Source organism: Roseibium aggregatum, from assembly GCF_017309185.1.
GTDB lineage: Bacteria > Pseudomonadota > Alphaproteobacteria > Rhizobiales > Stappiaceae > Roseibium > Roseibium aggregatum_B.
Window position 1 is genome coordinate 71,252 of record NZ_JAEKJZ010000005.1, and the last position, 14,847, is coordinate 86,098.

A 14,847-nucleotide genomic window follows, 5' to 3' on the forward strand; every position below is an offset into this window, starting at 1 on the left:
AACTGTCCGTGGGCGCCTATTTGGGCGGCGCCTTGGGCGTGAACTCGCAGCGGTCCGGCTTCAGGTCGACGAGCGGTGTGCCGTCCAGGCAATCGAGGCCGCGCACAATCAGGTTCGGTCCGATGGCGGAAACAAGTTTTACCCTGGAGGTTCCGATCGGATTGGGCCGTACCGGCGAGCGCAGCGCGAAGGTGCCATAAGGCTTGTCCGTATGGTTTGGATTCTGGACAACCAGATCGCGCCGCGCCTTGTCGAGCCAGTAAAGCACCTCGACAAAATCGTAGTCATCGATGCCTTTCAGGGCCGGAACCCAGGGTTCGAAAATCTCGATCCGGCAGTCCGGCCCGTCATGGCTGCCCTGACGCGGACAGTCCTTTCGCTCGGTGAAGGGGGTGTGGATCCGGCCGATGAAGAAAAGCCGGGCATCGTCCGGCTCTGCCAGCGGGATCATGACTTCGTGCGGGCGGATGTCGTTCATCGAGGTTTCCTGTGTCTGGGAAGGTCTGGGCGCTTATTGTGAAAGCCAGCGGACGGCGCCCGTGTCGTTGAGCGCGTAACCGCCGAGCGCGGCTGCCTTGTCGTGAAAGTCCTTCGACCGGGTGAAATTCAGAAGCCGTTGAACCGGTTCGGTGAAATAGGACGTCCGGTCGATCAGAAGATCGAAGTTTTCCTCTGTGAGCGGCAAGAAGGCGAGCTTGAACTGGCCGGCGAGCGCCTCCAGCCCGAGAGCGGCGTCCGCTTCTCCCGTCATGACCGCGGCGGCCGCATCGTGTTCCGTGTGAGCGTGATCCCCGGCCGGGGCCAGATCGCCTTCGCTCAAGCCCGTTTTGGCGAGAAGCCCGGAAAACAGGACCGACGTTCCGGAGCCCGGTTGGCGCAGAGCGACGCGCTTGCCCTTCAGGTCCTCGATCGAGCGGATACCGCCCACGGCGTCCTTTGAGATGAGCAGGCCTCTTTTGCGCACCGCCCAGGCAATCAGAACCGAATCGTCGAGCTTCAGGTCACGAACCGCCGACAGGTTCCAGCCTGTCTCGTCGGGCAGGTGGATTCCCGCCAGGGCGGCGTCGCGGGACAGGAATTTCTCCAGCCCGTCCCGGCTGCCGTTGCAAAGGGTTGCCAGACCGCATCCCGATGCCCGTATGGCCCAGTCCAGAAGCGGATCGTGGGAACCGGCCAGGACGCTTGGGCGTGCCTTCCGGGGCTGAGCCTGGGGGCCCTCGATCCAGGCGTGAATTTCGTCAGTCGGAAACAGAAGCTTTCCGGTGATCCGGCGGTGCGGAATTTCATCGGCGGCCGCAAGATCGTAAACCTTGCGCTCCTTGACCCGCAGCAGCTCGGCCACTTCCTTCGTGGTCAGGAAACGGGGGCGGTTGTCGTTGTCCGGCAAAGCGTTTCTCGTTGTTGTTGGCGCAGACCTTATATCAGCCGGGAAAGACTGTGGCACCATCGAAAGCGGTAAAAGCGCCGGACTTCGCAAGGCCGGAGCCGGCGATTTGGTCCGACAGCCGTAAAACGGCTGACGGGCAGCTTTGGATCCGATCTGAAACCCGTCTGATGGCACCCCATCTCGAACCTTCCGTCGACCTGGGTCAGACCCTTAAGGTGATCGCGCTTCACGATAACGCCGAGGGGAGCACCGGCGACATAGCCAGTCTTTTCCGGGCCGTATGGAAGCCTCTGGGTTTGAAAAGAAACCGGAAAGCGGTCACGGGCTCATTCCGGACCGAACGGCCAGGCCTCCGGTTTCGTGATCCGCTCGAGCCCCACAACCTCCAGCGGCCGTTCGGTGGGAAGGGCGAGCACGTTGATCGTCCCGGCCTGGCCGAAAATGTTCTCGCTCACGCCGAAAGGGTTATCAGGCGAAAAGAGCGGTGAGGGGTGCCAGAAGCAGGAGTAGTCCTGTTCAAGGACAAACCCGAGGAGCGAAGCGGAGTGGTCCCTGCTGCTGTTTTCGAAGTGAATCGCCGGACGGCACGTTGAAACGAGCGCGGCAGCCCCGCGCAACACCTCCAGTTCCATGCCTTCCACATCGATCTTCATCAGATCGCACCGATCGAGGCCCAGGCTGTCCAGAGGCCTTTTCACGACGTCATGCCCGGGAAAATCTCGCAGCCGGTCGCTCGCCCCGAGCGAGAGACCGCCGAAATTCTGGAGCCGCTCCTTCTGTGGCTCGGGCACGAAAACCGTACCGTTGCTGTCCGAAAGACATTCCTGATAGGCGGTCACGTTTTCGACGCCGTTCAGCACGAGGTTGACCGAAAGCAGCTGGAACAAGAAACTCTGTGGTTCCCAGGCGATCACCTTTCCGTCCGGTCCCGTAAACCGGGAGAAAGCCAGGGTGAACGGGCCGACATGGGCGCCGACATCCAGAACCACGTCGCCCGGCCGTATAAGCTGGCGAAACAGATCGAGCTCCGCCGGGCAATAGGCGCCATAGGTGTCGAGCGACCGGCCGACATAGACGTCGGTGGTCGGAAAGCTCATCATGCCGAAGGGGCACTGCCGGCATCTGACCGATGCGGTCTCGTAGACGATTTCACCGGCTGGAATATTTCTTTTCAGGTTCAAGTGTTCTTCCAGGGAGTGCAGGCCCTGTGGGCCGGGTCTTGAGAAGTTTCGGGTCGTCCCGACCGAATGGCAAGTGCGAAGCGCGCTTTACCATCTGACCGGGAGAACCGGGCTGACGGTGCGTGGGGCTTCATTTCGAACGACAAAAAAGCCCGCCTCGAGAGGCGGGCTGAGGAGCATTCAAAATCGTCTCTGCCGATTAACCGGCGGTCCGCTTGCGTCGTGCGCTCACCATGCCGAAAAGGCCGAGGCTTCCTGCCAGCAAGGGAAGGGCTGCCGGAAGGGGAACGGCCGAGACAGGCGTGGTGTCTGAAATCTCGACCAGTCCGGTGAGCGTTTCACCAGGGTCGCCGCTTACTTCGCCCGCAAACAGGAAGAGCGATGATCCGACAGTAATTTCGGGGCTGAAAATCGCGGTCAGGATCCCGCCGTCTCCGAACGTCAGACTTCCTGTGCTGAAGTAGAGACCATCGATGTCATTCAGCGTTGCCCAGGACTCATCGACCGTTGTCGCATCGGAAGACCCGTTGGTCGGTCCACCCGAAGGAGACGGCCCGGCGTATGAGCCCGAACGCGTCGTCCCCGCGGTAAACAGAAAACTGTTCGCGTAGTAGCGATCCGTGTCAGTCGAAAGCAATCCATCGACATCGAGAAACACGGCGTCAAGATCGAAACCGGAGTAGATACCGCTTGAACCACCGACACCGGAGTTGGAATCCTTGAGCGTCACGGAACCGATTTTGGAAAGCCCCAAACCGGTCAGATCGGCGCGATACATGCGCGTCGAAGTAGCTGTGCCAGTTGTATCGATTCCCTCATCGGTAAAAACCGGCGAGACCGTTGCTGCATGAGACGCGATAGTGGTTAGCAGCGTAGCGGCAAATGTAATTCCCGCAAGAAGGTTAGTCTTCATGTAAAAATTCCTTGTATTTTCTGTTTGTAAATTTGATTTATAGATGTCTAAGCATAAAAATTGCTTGAGTTTGTTTATTGTAACTTCAAGCGGTGGAAAATTAACACAAAGTTAATGGTCTGGCAATCTCTGAATTCCGCTAAGTGATTGTGATATAAGTCGTCCTCCCTCCCTCGTGACCCGCCGGAGCTCAACGCCATCGAGGTGCCGCCGGGCACGGCTTTCGTGGTCTCCAACGGCTTGAGAGGGCCTTGGCTCGAAGCTCCGCCCGTCCGGACGGCCATCTCGTTGAAAAGAATGCCCCGGAAGGGAAGTCACGATGACGTTCGAGGCCTCTCTCGAACCGGGTGCTGACCGAGTTTCAGGGGCGCGGGCGGTTGACTCACGATTTAGTTAACATCGAAAAGATGCTGGTTAGATCAATCACTTATGGAAGGTGCCGTGTCGTAAGATGTTGGTTAGCAATAAATTAACATGATTGACTCATTTGCTGGATAGCTGATAAGTGCGCTTCAGATACGCAATGGTTGCGACCTAAAAATTTGGATTGAGCTTAGCAATGATGAAACATGCACGTATTTCGATAGTCGCCGCCATGCTGGCGATGGTTCCTTTCGGCGCAAATGCGCTTACGGTCAGCGGTACTTCGGCGTTCGATGGCGGCTATGCCACGACGATCACCTACGATGACGGCATCGTCCGCAGCTCCGCGAACGGTCGCGACAATCCCTACAATGCTCTTGGGGCCGCCGACGGCAATTTCTTCGAAATCGGCCGCAACAGCTCCGTCGATCTCACGTTCGGCACCTTGTTCGACACAAGCGTTACGGTGTTCGAGATCACTTTCGGCAATGTCGCCAGCTATGCCGAGTCGGTCCTTCTGTCCGTCGGTTACCAAGGCACCTTCACGGATATCGGCAGCATCACCAACCTGTTCGCCCAGGGTGGCGGGACAGTCGCTCTGAGCTCGGCGCTGGGTCTCTTCGATACGGTCCGGCTGACCGACACGTCGACCCAGGGCGGCGGTTTTGACATCGACGCGGTCCTCGTCTCTCCGGTTACGCCGGTTCCGCTTCCCGCCGGCCTCGTCCTTCTCGGCGGTGGCCTCGCCGCGCTTGGCGTCTTCGGTCGTCGCAAGCGCGCAGAAGCCTGATCGTCAGACATACAAACGAATTCAGACCCGTCCGCTGTTTGATCAGCGGGCGGGTTTTTTGCTTTCAGGTTCGGATTCTGCGCCGGAAGACGGCCAAGCCGAGAGATCGCCACGGTGCTGCGTGTCCGTAAGGATGCCAGGCCTTGATCCGCTCTCATGCGGGGAATGCCGGAAAGCCTTGGGGCGAGCGGAGGCCTGGGACGAACGACTGAGGTTTTGTTGCCCGGGTGCTTGAAAGTGTGAAGAGAACCTCTTGCGCCCCGATCCCGCAAGCCGTCAGGGCAGCCAGCGCAACAGCAAACGGTTGCTGCGGTCATCGGCAAGACGTCGGCGACGCTTGACTTCCGGTCAATTCCGGAACGTGGGCTTGCGGCGCATCGTAAACATGACTGAAAAACTCCAAAATACCCGTTCGAGGTGAGACTTGACCCGATAGGAGCAGAGCCCTGCCTCAAAGCCGTCTAATTGAAGAGTTGCAGACACCGTGAAGAGCTGAACGGCCGGACCGGTGCGGGTGCAATACTCCAAATGCGATGGGTAAGATGACAGCAGGGGCGAAACAGGTGCTCGAAAGAGGCGCCGAAACAGGTTCGAATTCGCTTGGTCGAGGGTGCAACGGACCTGGAATGATATCCGCGTGTTCCGTTTTCTTGTCGGCGACATTGCTTTCCTCACCTGCCTTGCCGCAATCGGCCGCTCCCGGGACAACGATCCTGCTCGATACGATCGAGGTTCTTGACGACAGTTCCGGACAAGATGTCGAAACGGCGCGTCAGCGGCTGAACGAGATGACCGGGGCCACCGCCATCGTCGACAGGAGCCGGTACGAAGGGCAAGCGGATGTTTCGCTGAAGTCCGCGATCGGAGCGGTTCCCGGCGTCGTGGTTCAGAACTTTTTCGGCGGCAACGATCAGCCCCGCCTGCAGATCCGCGGCTCGGGGCTGCAGCAAAGTCCTGTCGAAAGAGGCGTTCTCGTGCTCAAGGACGGACTGCCTCTCAATCGCGCCGACGGCTCCTATGTGATCGGATTGATCGACCCGGCGCAGGCGAACTATATCGAAGTTTATCGGGGCCATACGGCAAACCGTCTGGGGACCAGCGTTCTCGGTGGAGCCTTGAACTTTGTCTCGCCGACCGGACAGGACGAACGCGCCGAGGCAACGGTTACCGGCGGCAGCTTCGGCGAAGCGGGCGGATTGTTCCGGTACGGCAAACAGATCGGTCGGACAGACTTTCAGGGACAGCTCAGCTACGATCGGCGGGACGGTTTCAGGGATCACAACGAGTCCGAACGCCTGGACATTAACGCCAATGCGGGCCATGCGGTGAATGACATCGTCAGCACCCGGTTCTTCGCCGGCTTTACCGATCTTCGTTTCGATATCCCGGGGCCGCTGACCGAGGATGCGTTGAACAGCGATCCAACCCAGATCTATGGCGGCCCGACCGTGACGGTCGGACCCGGCGGCCCGACTGTCAGCAATCCCGGACCGAACGTGCAGCGCGACAAACCTTACCGCGATACGCAACAGTTCAGGCTTGGCAACCGGACCACCGCCCGTCTGGGTGCTCATCTTTATGAGGCGGGACTGGGGTTTGCGTATACTGACGACGCCTTCATGGCGCCGATCGCCGCCGGCCTGAAGGAGACCGAAGGTGGCGACATAACGGGAGTATTGAAATACGCCTACGCCCCGGACGCCTCACAAGTCCTGCCGCTGTTCGAAAGCACGGCCTATGTGACCTATGGAGGTGCAGAGAGGAAGTTCTATCAGAACGTCGAGGGTGAAAAGGGCGAGCTTATCGGGGACAACGACCTGACCTCGCTGACGACGTCGCTTCACGGTGCGTTCAATCTGAAGCTCTCCGAGCGCTTCAAGGTGGTTCCCTCGGTGGCCTTCACCTACGCGAACAGAATGAGCGACGACAACTACGGATCCGGCACACGTCCCGTCACAGGGTTCAATCCGGTGACCGGCGCGCGGCAGTCTTTTCAGGCCTTGTCTCAAGACACCAGCTACTCCCGCCACTATGCGGGTATCAGTCCCGCTCTCGGGCTCTCCTATGATCTTGGCAGCGAGAAGTTTGTTTTCGCGTCGGTCAGTCGCAGCTTCGAACCGCCGACCCATGACGACCTGCTGTCGACGGCCAATGGAACTCCGTTCTACGGTCCCGGCGCGCCTTCCGGCGGGGCTCAACAATATGCTTTCTCCTCGCCGGATCTCGAAGCGCAGACCGCCACGACTATCGAAGCCGGAACGCGCGGACGTTTCGAGCGGTTGGGATGGGACGCGACGGTCTACTACACCTGGATCAACGACGAACTGCTCAGCTTGCGAGACGCCTCCGGAACCCAGCTGGCGGCCAGGAATGCGGATGAGACACGGCATTTCGGCGTTGAAATGGGGCTTTCCGCCGACCTGACCGAGGCTCTGTCCGCCCGGCTGTCCTACACCTATCAGGACTTCCGCTTCCACAATGACGCGACTCACGGAAACAATCGTCTGGCCGGAGCGCCGGATCATATCCTCAACGCCGCCCTGCGTTACACATTCATGCCGGGTCTGTTTCTCGAAACCGAGGTCAACTGGCTCCCGGGTTCGACACCCGTGGACAATGCAAACACGGCCTTTGCGGGAGCCTGGGTAACCGTGGACGCAAGAGGCGGTTACCGGATCAACGAACATTTCAGCCTGCAGGGCGAAATTACCAACATCTTCGACGAGACCTATGCATCTTCCGTTCTCGTGACCGACACCGCCAATGCCGGACAGGCGTCCTACCTGCCGAGTGACGGGCGGGCATTCCGCCTCTCGCTCACCGCACGCTTTTGAGGGATCGTGACATGAAACGTGCCGATGCGGCCACAGCCGGTCATTTGCCCGGCGCGAAACTGAAAACGGACAGGATGCCCGGGCACTGGTTGCTGGCGCGGCTTGGCAAACGCGTGCTTCGTCCCGGAGGTCTCGCGATGACAAGACAGCTCCTGACGGACCTTTCGGTCGGGCCGGACGATGTTGTGGTTGAACTGGCGCCGGGCCTCGGACTGACCGCCGGGATGATTCTTGACCGCGCGCCGCTGGCCTATGTCGGCGTCGAGCGCGACCGGGACGCGGCAGAATGGGTGAAGCGCCGGCTTCCCAGTCGCGCCAATGTGTCGGTCCGCGTGGGGTCGGCCGATACGACCGGTCTGAAAGCGGAAAGCGCAACCGCGGTTCTCGGTGAGGCCATGCTGTCGATGCATAGCCTGCAACAGAAGCGGAAGATCATGGAGGAGGCTTGCCGGATTCTCGAAACGGGAGGCCGCTATGCGATCCATGAGCTTCTGATTGTTCCGGACGACGTTCCTGACGAGGTGAAACAGGAAATAGAACAAACGCTGTCCGAGGCCATTCACGTCGCCGCCCGCCCCCTGACAGAGGCTGAGTGGCGGTCCTGCATGGAGCAGGCGGGTTTCGATGTTGTCTCGGTCAGGCAAGCCCCGATGAGCCTGCTTCAGCCCGCAAGGATTGTCGCCGACGAAGGCGTGTTCCGGGCCATGCGATTTGTCTTTAACGTCCTTCGGGACCCTGACGCCCGGCGGCGGGTTCTTTTGATGAGAAAGACGTTCACGAAGTACAGGGACTATCTGCGGGGGTGCGCGATCGTCGGTGTAAAAAACGGGTCCGGGCCGGTTTCTTCGAAACTCACCAGCTGATTGACCTTCGATCGTATGGGGATGTGAATGGCTTCAAATAACGACGCGTCCGGGCACTCGGTTCCATCGGACGACACGGGACCGCAGGGGCTCGTCTCCTACAGAAAAACGCAAGTTTACTGCGAGACCACTCTTCCGGAAGGTTTCCGAAACAGACACTCCACAAAATCAGGGGTTTGGGGGGTGATCCATGTGCTGGAAGGCAGGCTCATCTATCGCTGTTGGGACAGCGGAGCGGAAACCGTGATCGTTCCAGGCCAACCGAAGCTGGTGCTGCCGCAAGCACCGCATTCCGTTTCACCGGATGGACAGGTCAGGTTTTTTGTCGAGTTCAAGAAAAGGAGCGCGTGATCTCATGCTTTTCTCTGACCGCCGGCGGCTGACAGGGAAACAGTATTTTATTGGCTTCCACCTGGATACCAAATATACCTGAAGAAGATACTCATATTATAAGCGCCGAAACGAAAAAGATGGCCTATGAGCACTGCAGTGACGTCTGGTAGTCTGGAGCATCGGCTGTTCGCGTTGCGCGACAACGCCCGCCTTCTTCTGATCCATCCCGAGGCAAGTCCTGTCAAAAGATATGAGCTGGCCGATCCGGGCGTTTACATCTGCTGCAGTCTTGCCGGAAACGTTGGCCTGGAAATGGAGGCCCGAGGGACGCACCTGAGCGCGAAGCAGGTTCACTTGCTGCGCGGGCAAGCTGAAAACCGGAGGCGCACATTGACCTTCGGACAATCCGTGCTGGGTCTCGTGGCGCATATTTCCCATGACTGGTGCCAGGCCTGCCCACAGGGACCGACGTGTCCGATCGGGCTTTTTTTGTTGCACGGTCCGGACGCGCCCGTTGCGAGCCAGGAACCGAGCCATCAATCGCTCGAGTTCGATGCGTCTGCCGCCTGCATTTGCCAAAGCATCCTGCAGAGCTGTTCGACAAGCGCCGCCGACATCCTTCACCTGGAAATGGGTGTGCTGGAATTGCTCTCCTGGACCTACTCCCGAGGAAACCGGTTGCCGGGGACAAAAGAAAACAGAACCGGCCTTCCTCTTCGCAAGACGATCAAGATCCGCCAGGCGGCGGAACTGCTGCGGAGCAATCTGGACCGTTCGATAACGATTACCGAATTGAGCAGGAAAGTCGGATTGAGCGAAAGCGATCTCAAACGCGGTTTCCGGCTCGTCTACGATACGACACCGGCGCGCTATTCTCGGAGCGTTCGGCTGGAAGCGGCGCGGGATCTGCTCAGGCACAGCTCCATGCCGATCGCCAGCATCTCCATCGATGTCGGGTTCTCCAACCCCAGTCAGTTTTCCAGGGCGTTTCGCCTGCAGTTCGGATGCAATCCCTCCGACATCCGGGCGTAGGGCGATGGTGTGCAGGTCTCACCCGCGGTCTGGCAGCCGGAAACGGGAAAGGCGCGGCTCCACCGGACCGCGCCTTTCCCGTCCTTGTCCTTCCGGCATCGGGGTTACTGAAATGTCTTCAGATAGGCGATGATGTTGGCAACGTCTTCGTCCTTGCGCAGGCCGGCAAATGACATTTTTGTTTTGGGAACGACGCTCTTCGGCTTGGTCAGATAGGCTGCCAGCGATTCTTCGTCCCAGACCAGACCGCCTTCAGCAGTCTCGATCATGCTTTTTGAGTATTTGAAACCTTCGATCTGACCGGCCGGTGCGCCGACGATGCCGTTGAGCGACGGACCTACCTTGTTCTTCGCACCCTCGCCCACCGCATGGCAGGCCTTGCATTTCTTGAAGACCTTTTCTCCCGCGGCGGCATCGCCGTCGGCAAATGCCGGCGTGCTCAATGCCAGAGGGATGACGGCCGAAAGGCAAACAAGTAATTTTTTCATGACTGTTCCTCTTCACCAGAATTACCGCACTCCCGCGTTCGGACCGGAATGCATGCCTCGGCGCGAGTCCGGAGGAAATCGGGACCGGACGGGCCAGCCCATCCGCTGCTGGCCCGTCCGCTGGTTTCGGCCGCTTTCCGTGGCCTCGTTCAAGACCCGGCCGAAAAATTCGATCAAACCCCTTGCCTGGGGTCCGGCCCGGCAAAAATTCAGTGCTCAAGCGCCGATCCGGCAAAGGAGAGCGAGGAAAAGCCCGCGAGACCGCGTCGAGCATGGTCCAAGGGCTTTGACGCGGCTCTCCACCGGTCGATCGACCTGAAACTGGGTTTTATGGGCCCGTACCCCTAGAAAGCCGGTGATTGCCTGCCGTCTCCTTGACATCCGTCAAGCAATCGAAACCCCTGTTGCTTTTGGTTGCGAGCGGAAGACCGGCAGTTCGCGCCTGCGAACTGAACCATGATCGCCGGGGCGGGTCCATCGTGCCGAAATGAATATCTTCCATCGCCGGATTGAGCTAGGACCGACACGAAAATCTGCACGGGTGACCGGACGCGCCTATCGTGTAAAATGACAATGCACCTCTCGCTCGAACCGGGGAGAGGACTGGGGGATGAGAGGGTATGCCGAACGAGCGCCAGAAGAAGATTGCCCAGAACTCGCTGCTGCTGAAGAGCTTTCCGGAAGAGATCCGGGACATGGTGCTCAGCATGTCGAGCTGGCGGGACTACGACAGGGGAGAAACACTCTTCCTGCAGGGCGAGACAGCGCAAGCAATTCACATTGTCATGGATGGCTGGGTCAAGCTTTACAGGATTTCTCCGAATGGCGGCGAAGCCATCGTGAACGTGTTCGCCAAGGGCGAAAGCTTCGGCGAAGCGGTCGCGTTCCGGAGTCTCGCCTATCCGGTTTCCGCCGAGGCCGTGACCTCTTGCGAGGTCATGCGGATCCCGAGCAGCGCCCTTCTGGAAGCCATGCGCAAGGATCCGGAGATCGCCGTTTCCATGATCGCATCCACATTTGCGCATCTCCATTCGCTCGTTTCTCAGCTGGAACAGCTCAAGGCGCATACCGGGCCGCAGCGGGTTGCGGAATTCCTTCTGGAATTGTGTGAGCGTGAGACCGGTTCCTGTGTCGTGACACTGCCTTACGACAAGTTCCTGATAGCCGGTCGTTTGGGCATGAAGCCTGAAAGCCTGTCGCGCTCCTTCGCGCGGCTCAAGGTCGCCGGCGTGCGCATCAACCGCAATCACGCGGAAATCGAGGATGTCGAACGGCTGCGTGCCTATTCGGAGGAAGATCCCGTGGAGGCCTGGCACAAGTGACGACCGACAGACTTGCCACCGTGCTTGCGGCGATCGATGCCGCGAATGCCGCAGATCCCAATCGGGAGGACGGTCAGCCGGCAGCCCTGCTTTACGGCCAGCGAATGAGCGCCGAGCTCGATCGCTTGTTTCCGGACGCGCCGGATTCCCTCAAGGCTGCGGCCAGAGGCCAGCATATCGAACGCTGGACCAGATCGAGGCAATCTTATCCGGCCGGCAAGACCGGATACCATTCCTGGCGCCGCGACCTTGCGCAACATCACGCGTCGCGTGTCGGCACCCTGATGACGAATGCGGGTTATCCCGAGGAAGATGTTCAGGCGGCGGCCAGAATGCTGCGCAAGGAGGGTATCAAGCGTCACGCGGACGTTCAGGCCCTTGAAGACGTGATCTGCTTTGTCTTTCTGAAATGGTATTTCGCTCCCTTCGCCGTCAAACACCCGGCTGAAAAGGTGCGCGACATTGTTTCCAAGACAGCGCGAAAAATGTCGCCGGAGGCACGACAGCGGGTTTTGCGCGAGTTCGATCTCCCGCCGGAGCTCGCGGCCGCCTTTACCGGGTGAGTTCGGGAACGAGAAAAAGCCCGAGCAGCAGCAGGCAATAGAACCCGAGAACCCAGTTGAACCCGGCCAGCCAGCCGGGAGCCTGCCAAAGGCCTAGATACCGGGCAAGAACGATCCGCGCCTTGACCCAGGCAAAAAGCAGGATGACAGCACCGGAAAGGCTACCGCCGACGCCTGTCCCGGTGGTGGAGGCCACCATCACGGAGGCTGCGCTCAGGATCGAGAGCGCCACCCAGGCGCGTGTCGTGGCATCGTGGATCATCAGAGCTTACCCCAGCAGGTAAATGACCGGAAAAAGAAGCAGCCAGACAAGATCGACCATGTGCCAGAAGGCCGTTCCCGTCTCCATGTTGCGCGGATCGTCCTTCCAGGCAACCAGGCCGAGAATGACCATGCCGGCAATGACATGGGCGGCGTGAAATCCGGTCAGAAGGTAGTAGAAGGTGAAGAAGGGGTGGGTCTCGGTGGTAATGCCCTCTCCGGCCTTTTCGACATATTCGACGAGCTTGAGCGCCATGAAAACCGCACCGAGCCCTGCCGCTCCGGCCAGATGCCAGCGCGCGGCGGATCTGCGGCTCCGGAGCCGCAGGTTCAGCGCGCGCGCCGCCAGGAAGCCGCTCGTGATCAGGATGAAGGTGTTGATGCCGGCAAAGGCCGGCGAAAGGCTTGCCCGTGCGGCAGCGAACCCTGACGGGTCGGTGATCCTGACCGCAAGGAAAGCGGCGAGCCCTGCGCCGAATACCAGCAGCTCGCTGACGATCAGGACCCACATCATGAGATCGCCGGGCAAGCTGTCCAGGGGGGAGGACTGTTCGACGGCGGGTCTTTCGTCCAACCTAACCTCCAACGAGCTGACGGTAGATTTGCGGCAGGGCCTGGGTCAGACGGTCGGGATGGGGAATGACCGCAAAACCGCCCTGCCCGAACAGGCGCGGAAACCAGGACTTGGCCTGTTTGTCGATCGTCACGCCAAAGACCGACTGGCCCGCGCGCCGCGCTTCCCGGATCGCCATCCGCGTATCCTCGATCCCGTGACGTCCCTCGTAATGGTCGAGATCGTTCGGTTTGCCGTCGGTGATCACCAGGAGCAGCTTGCGCTTGCGCGATTGTTCGGCGAGCGAACCGCTGGCATGCCGGAGTGCGGCTCCCAGGCGCGTGTAAAATCCGGGTTTCAGACTGCTGATCCTGTGCTCGATCCGCTCGCTCATCGGTTCGTCGAACCGCTTGCAGCTTTGCAGATAGACCCGCTGACGCTTCAACGAGGAAAAAGCGGAAATGGCGAAGTCGTCCCCGCAGTCGGTCAATCCCCATGCAAGCGCGGTCAGCGCTTCACGTTCGATCTCGATCACCGCGCGTCCGCCGACATCGCTTTCCGTCGAACGCGAGACGTCGAGCAGGATCGATACCGCCAGATCGCGCGCCTCGGGCCGGCTCTGCAGCCAGATCCTGTCCTGTCCCGACCCGCTCGCCATGCGTTCCACCTCGGAGCGGACGACCGTTTCCAGATCGAGCCGGTCTCCCTCCAGGTGGCCGCGCGTCGTTACCCGGCCGGGCCTGAGCGCCTCGAACTGCTTGCGCACGGCGCGGATCCGGCGCGCCGCTTGCCGGTCGCGGACGCTCGTTCCCACTTGCGGGTCGGGTTCGGCGACGCTCGTCAGGACACAGACGTGATCGGGCAGATACTGTCCGCTGCGCACATCCCACTCCGGATAAAGCACCTTGCCCGAAAGCCGCTCCCTGTCGACGTCCTCGGGCGACAGGTCCAGATGCAGTTTCAGCCGCGTCGCGGGGGCCTTCGAGATCTGGCCGAGCCCGATCTCTTCCTGGTCCTCGGCCGCCTTCCTGGCATTGTCGTTGTCGTCGTCCTCGACCCGGCGATTGAGGTTGAGGAATTCCGCCCAACTGAGAATGGCCTCGAACTTGTGCAGGATCAGGCTGTCCTTGCGCTCCGCCTGGTCGGCCTTGCGCCGGCGCGCGCGGACGGTCTTGCCGCCGGCTTCTTCCGACGTGCCGGCCGTCTCGCGGGTCTCGACTTCGTCTGCGCTGGAAAAGACCACCTCGCGAAGGTCCGGCCAGAGGGGAACGGGTCGGAAGGGGCGGTAGCCACGCGGAGCGCGGATAGTCCCCAGATCGCCGGTTTCGACCTGTGAATTCATGTCCAGGACATCGCGGGGAAGGGGAGACGGGTCTCCCAGCATGTGGCGCACGAGCTTTTCGACCGCACCCTCGACCGGAGGAAGCGTCGCCGGCGGTCTTTGCGCGAGCGCCTGTTGCCGGAGTTCGGCATAAAGGCCGCGCAGGCCGGGCGCATTCTCCAGAGTGTGCCGGACCATGCGCGAGATCTGGAAAAGGGCAGCCAGGTCGGCACGAAGCGGGTCGTCCTCCCGTGTATGGCGTGGGGCGCCGGCGGCGAGGGCCGTCAGCCAGATATAGAGCGCCGCATTGGCCTCCCGCGTGGAAAACACGGCCAGAGTGGCGGGCAGGCGAAGGATCTCTCCGTCGAAGCTGGCCCGCGCCACGGTCTCGTTCTCGGTTCCGAGCCGCCTCAGGAAACCGAGGCGGTGATGCGAGACCTCCATGGAGACCGGACGGAGCTCCACGCTGTGAGCCCCTCCCAGTCCCCGGAAGAAAACAGCAAGCCGCCCGCCGACCTCATCGAGGCCGACCGCGGCTCCGTGATGCACCTCCGGCGCATCCAGGCGGCTTGCAAAAGTGTGCCACAGTTTCCCGACTGTTTCCTCGGGTTCCCATGGCTCAAAGTCGATCCTGCCCATCGGT

Annotated in this window: 15 protein-coding genes; 7 read left to right on the forward strand and 8 right to left on the reverse strand. The window is 60.5% G+C overall.

Annotation, left to right across the window (positions count from 1 at the left end):
- Window positions 1-16: 16 nt before the first annotated feature.
- From tsaA to JF539_RS20165, 4 genes are all read right to left on the reverse strand, one after another.
- The gene (gene tsaA, locus JF539_RS20150) at window positions 17-478 is read right to left on the reverse strand and encodes a tRNA (N6-threonylcarbamoyladenosine(37)-N6)-methyltransferase TrmO (RefSeq protein WP_207142540.1); all 462 of its coding nucleotides are present in this window, start codon (window positions 476-478) and stop codon (window positions 17-19) included.
- A 33-nt stretch (window positions 479-511) separates the two neighbouring features.
- Complete coding sequence (locus tag JF539_RS20155; RefSeq protein WP_236042583.1) at window positions 512-1,387, reverse strand: helix-turn-helix transcriptional regulator; 876 nt, start codon at window positions 1,385-1,387, stop codon at window positions 512-514.
- 326 nt (window positions 1,388-1,713) lie between these two features.
- Entirely contained in the window at window positions 1,714-2,568 is an 855-nt protein-coding gene (locus JF539_RS20160; protein WP_207142542.1) for an FkbM family methyltransferase, read from the reverse strand.
- A gap of 199 nt (window positions 2,569-2,767) precedes the next feature.
- Complete coding sequence (locus JF539_RS20165) at window positions 2,768-3,481, reverse strand: hypothetical protein (protein WP_207142543.1); 714 nt, start codon at window positions 3,479-3,481, stop codon at window positions 2,768-2,770.
- Between the two features lie 559 nt (window positions 3,482-4,040).
- Between JF539_RS20165 and JF539_RS20170 the strand changes: the two genes are divergently transcribed.
- From JF539_RS20170 to JF539_RS28050, 5 genes are all read left to right on the forward strand, one after another.
- The gene (locus JF539_RS20170; protein WP_207142544.1) at window positions 4,041-4,634 is read left to right on the forward strand and encodes a VPLPA-CTERM sorting domain-containing protein; all 594 of its coding nucleotides are present in this window, start codon (window positions 4,041-4,043) and stop codon (window positions 4,632-4,634) included.
- A gap of 626 nt (window positions 4,635-5,260) precedes the next feature.
- Window positions 5,261-7,468, forward strand: a complete 2,208-nt coding sequence (locus JF539_RS20175) for a TonB-dependent receptor family protein (protein WP_207142545.1) — start codon at window positions 5,261-5,263, stop codon at window positions 7,466-7,468.
- Between the two features lie 11 nt (window positions 7,469-7,479).
- On the forward strand, window positions 7,480-8,331 hold the full coding sequence (locus JF539_RS20180) for a class I SAM-dependent methyltransferase (RefSeq protein ID WP_207142546.1): 852 nt from the start codon (window positions 7,480-7,482) through the stop codon (window positions 8,329-8,331).
- A gap of 27 nt (window positions 8,332-8,358) precedes the next feature.
- Window positions 8,359-8,682 (forward strand): DUF1971 domain-containing protein, encoded by a 324-nt coding sequence (locus tag JF539_RS20185; protein ID WP_207142547.1) that lies wholly within the window; start codon window positions 8,359-8,361, stop codon window positions 8,680-8,682.
- A gap of 138 nt (window positions 8,683-8,820) precedes the next feature.
- Window positions 8,821-9,696 (forward strand): AraC family transcriptional regulator, encoded by an 876-nt coding sequence (locus tag JF539_RS28050; RefSeq protein ID WP_207142548.1) that lies wholly within the window; start codon window positions 8,821-8,823, stop codon window positions 9,694-9,696.
- Between the two features lie 104 nt (window positions 9,697-9,800).
- Here the strand turns inward: JF539_RS28050 and JF539_RS20195 are convergent, their stop codons facing one another.
- Window positions 9,801-10,184 (reverse strand): c-type cytochrome, encoded by a 384-nt coding sequence (locus JF539_RS20195; RefSeq protein WP_207142549.1) that lies wholly within the window; start codon window positions 10,182-10,184, stop codon window positions 9,801-9,803.
- A gap of 620 nt (window positions 10,185-10,804) precedes the next feature.
- On the opposite strand from JF539_RS20195, the gene JF539_RS20200 reads away from it, so the two are divergent.
- Together JF539_RS20200 and JF539_RS20205 are read left to right on the forward strand one after the other, a co-directional pair.
- Window positions 10,805-11,506 (forward strand): Crp/Fnr family transcriptional regulator, encoded by a 702-nt coding sequence (locus JF539_RS20200; protein ID WP_207142550.1) that lies wholly within the window; start codon window positions 10,805-10,807, stop codon window positions 11,504-11,506.
- Window positions 11,503-12,069 carry a DUF4202 domain-containing protein gene (locus JF539_RS20205; protein ID WP_207142551.1) on the forward strand — a complete coding sequence of 189 codons (567 nt, stop codon included), beginning with the start codon at window positions 11,503-11,505 and terminating at the stop codon, window positions 12,067-12,069. Before JF539_RS20200 ends, JF539_RS20205 begins: the two co-directional genes overlap by 4 nt.
- Here the strand turns inward: JF539_RS20205 and JF539_RS20210 are convergent.
- From JF539_RS20210 to JF539_RS20220, 3 genes are read right to left on the reverse strand one after another with little or no spacing between them, the layout of a single operon-like run.
- On the reverse strand, window positions 12,059-12,331 hold the full coding sequence (locus JF539_RS20210; RefSeq protein WP_207142552.1) for a cytochrome C oxidase subunit IV family protein: 273 nt from the start codon (window positions 12,329-12,331) through the stop codon (window positions 12,059-12,061). The two genes, JF539_RS20205 and JF539_RS20210, sit on opposite strands and share 11 nt — an antisense overlap.
- 6 nt (window positions 12,332-12,337) lie before the next feature.
- Window positions 12,338-12,904 (reverse strand): cytochrome c oxidase subunit 3, encoded by a 567-nt coding sequence (locus JF539_RS20215; RefSeq protein ID WP_419247694.1) that lies wholly within the window; start codon window positions 12,902-12,904, stop codon window positions 12,338-12,340.
- Window position 12,905: 1 nt separating this feature from the next.
- Complete coding sequence (locus tag JF539_RS20220; protein ID WP_207142553.1) at window positions 12,906-14,843, reverse strand: nitric oxide reductase activation protein NorD; 1,938 nt, start codon at window positions 14,841-14,843, stop codon at window positions 12,906-12,908.
- Window positions 14,844-14,847 lie beyond the last annotated feature (4 nt).

Coding starts and splice junctions, on each gene's coding strand:
- JF539_RS20170 (WP_207142544.1), top strand. CDS start 4,041: ATGATGAAACATGCACGTATTTCGATAGTCGCCGCCATGCTGGCGATG.
- JF539_RS20210 (WP_207142552.1), bottom strand. CDS start 12,331: ATGATCCACGATGCCACGACACGCGCCTGGGTGGCGCTCTCGATCCTG.
- JF539_RS20175 (WP_207142545.1), top strand. CDS start 5,261: ATGATATCCGCGTGTTCCGTTTTCTTGTCGGCGACATTGCTTTCCTCA.
- JF539_RS20180 (WP_207142546.1), top strand. CDS start 7,480: ATGAAACGTGCCGATGCGGCCACAGCCGGTCATTTGCCCGGCGCGAAA.
- JF539_RS20220 (WP_207142553.1), bottom strand. CDS start 14,843: ATGGGCAGGATCGACTTTGAGCCATGGGAACCCGAGGAAACAGTCGGG.
- JF539_RS20165 (WP_207142543.1), bottom strand. CDS start 3,481: ATGAAGACTAACCTTCTTGCGGGAATTACATTTGCCGCTACGCTGCTA.
- JF539_RS20195 (WP_207142549.1), bottom strand. CDS start 10,184: ATGAAAAAATTACTTGTTTGCCTTTCGGCCGTCATCCCTCTGGCATTG.
- tsaA (WP_207142540.1), bottom strand. CDS start 478: ATGAACGACATCCGCCCGCACGAAGTCATGATCCCGCTGGCAGAGCCG.
- JF539_RS20185 (WP_207142547.1), top strand. CDS start 8,359: ATGGCTTCAAATAACGACGCGTCCGGGCACTCGGTTCCATCGGACGAC.
- JF539_RS20200 (WP_207142550.1), top strand. CDS start 10,805: ATGCCGAACGAGCGCCAGAAGAAGATTGCCCAGAACTCGCTGCTGCTG.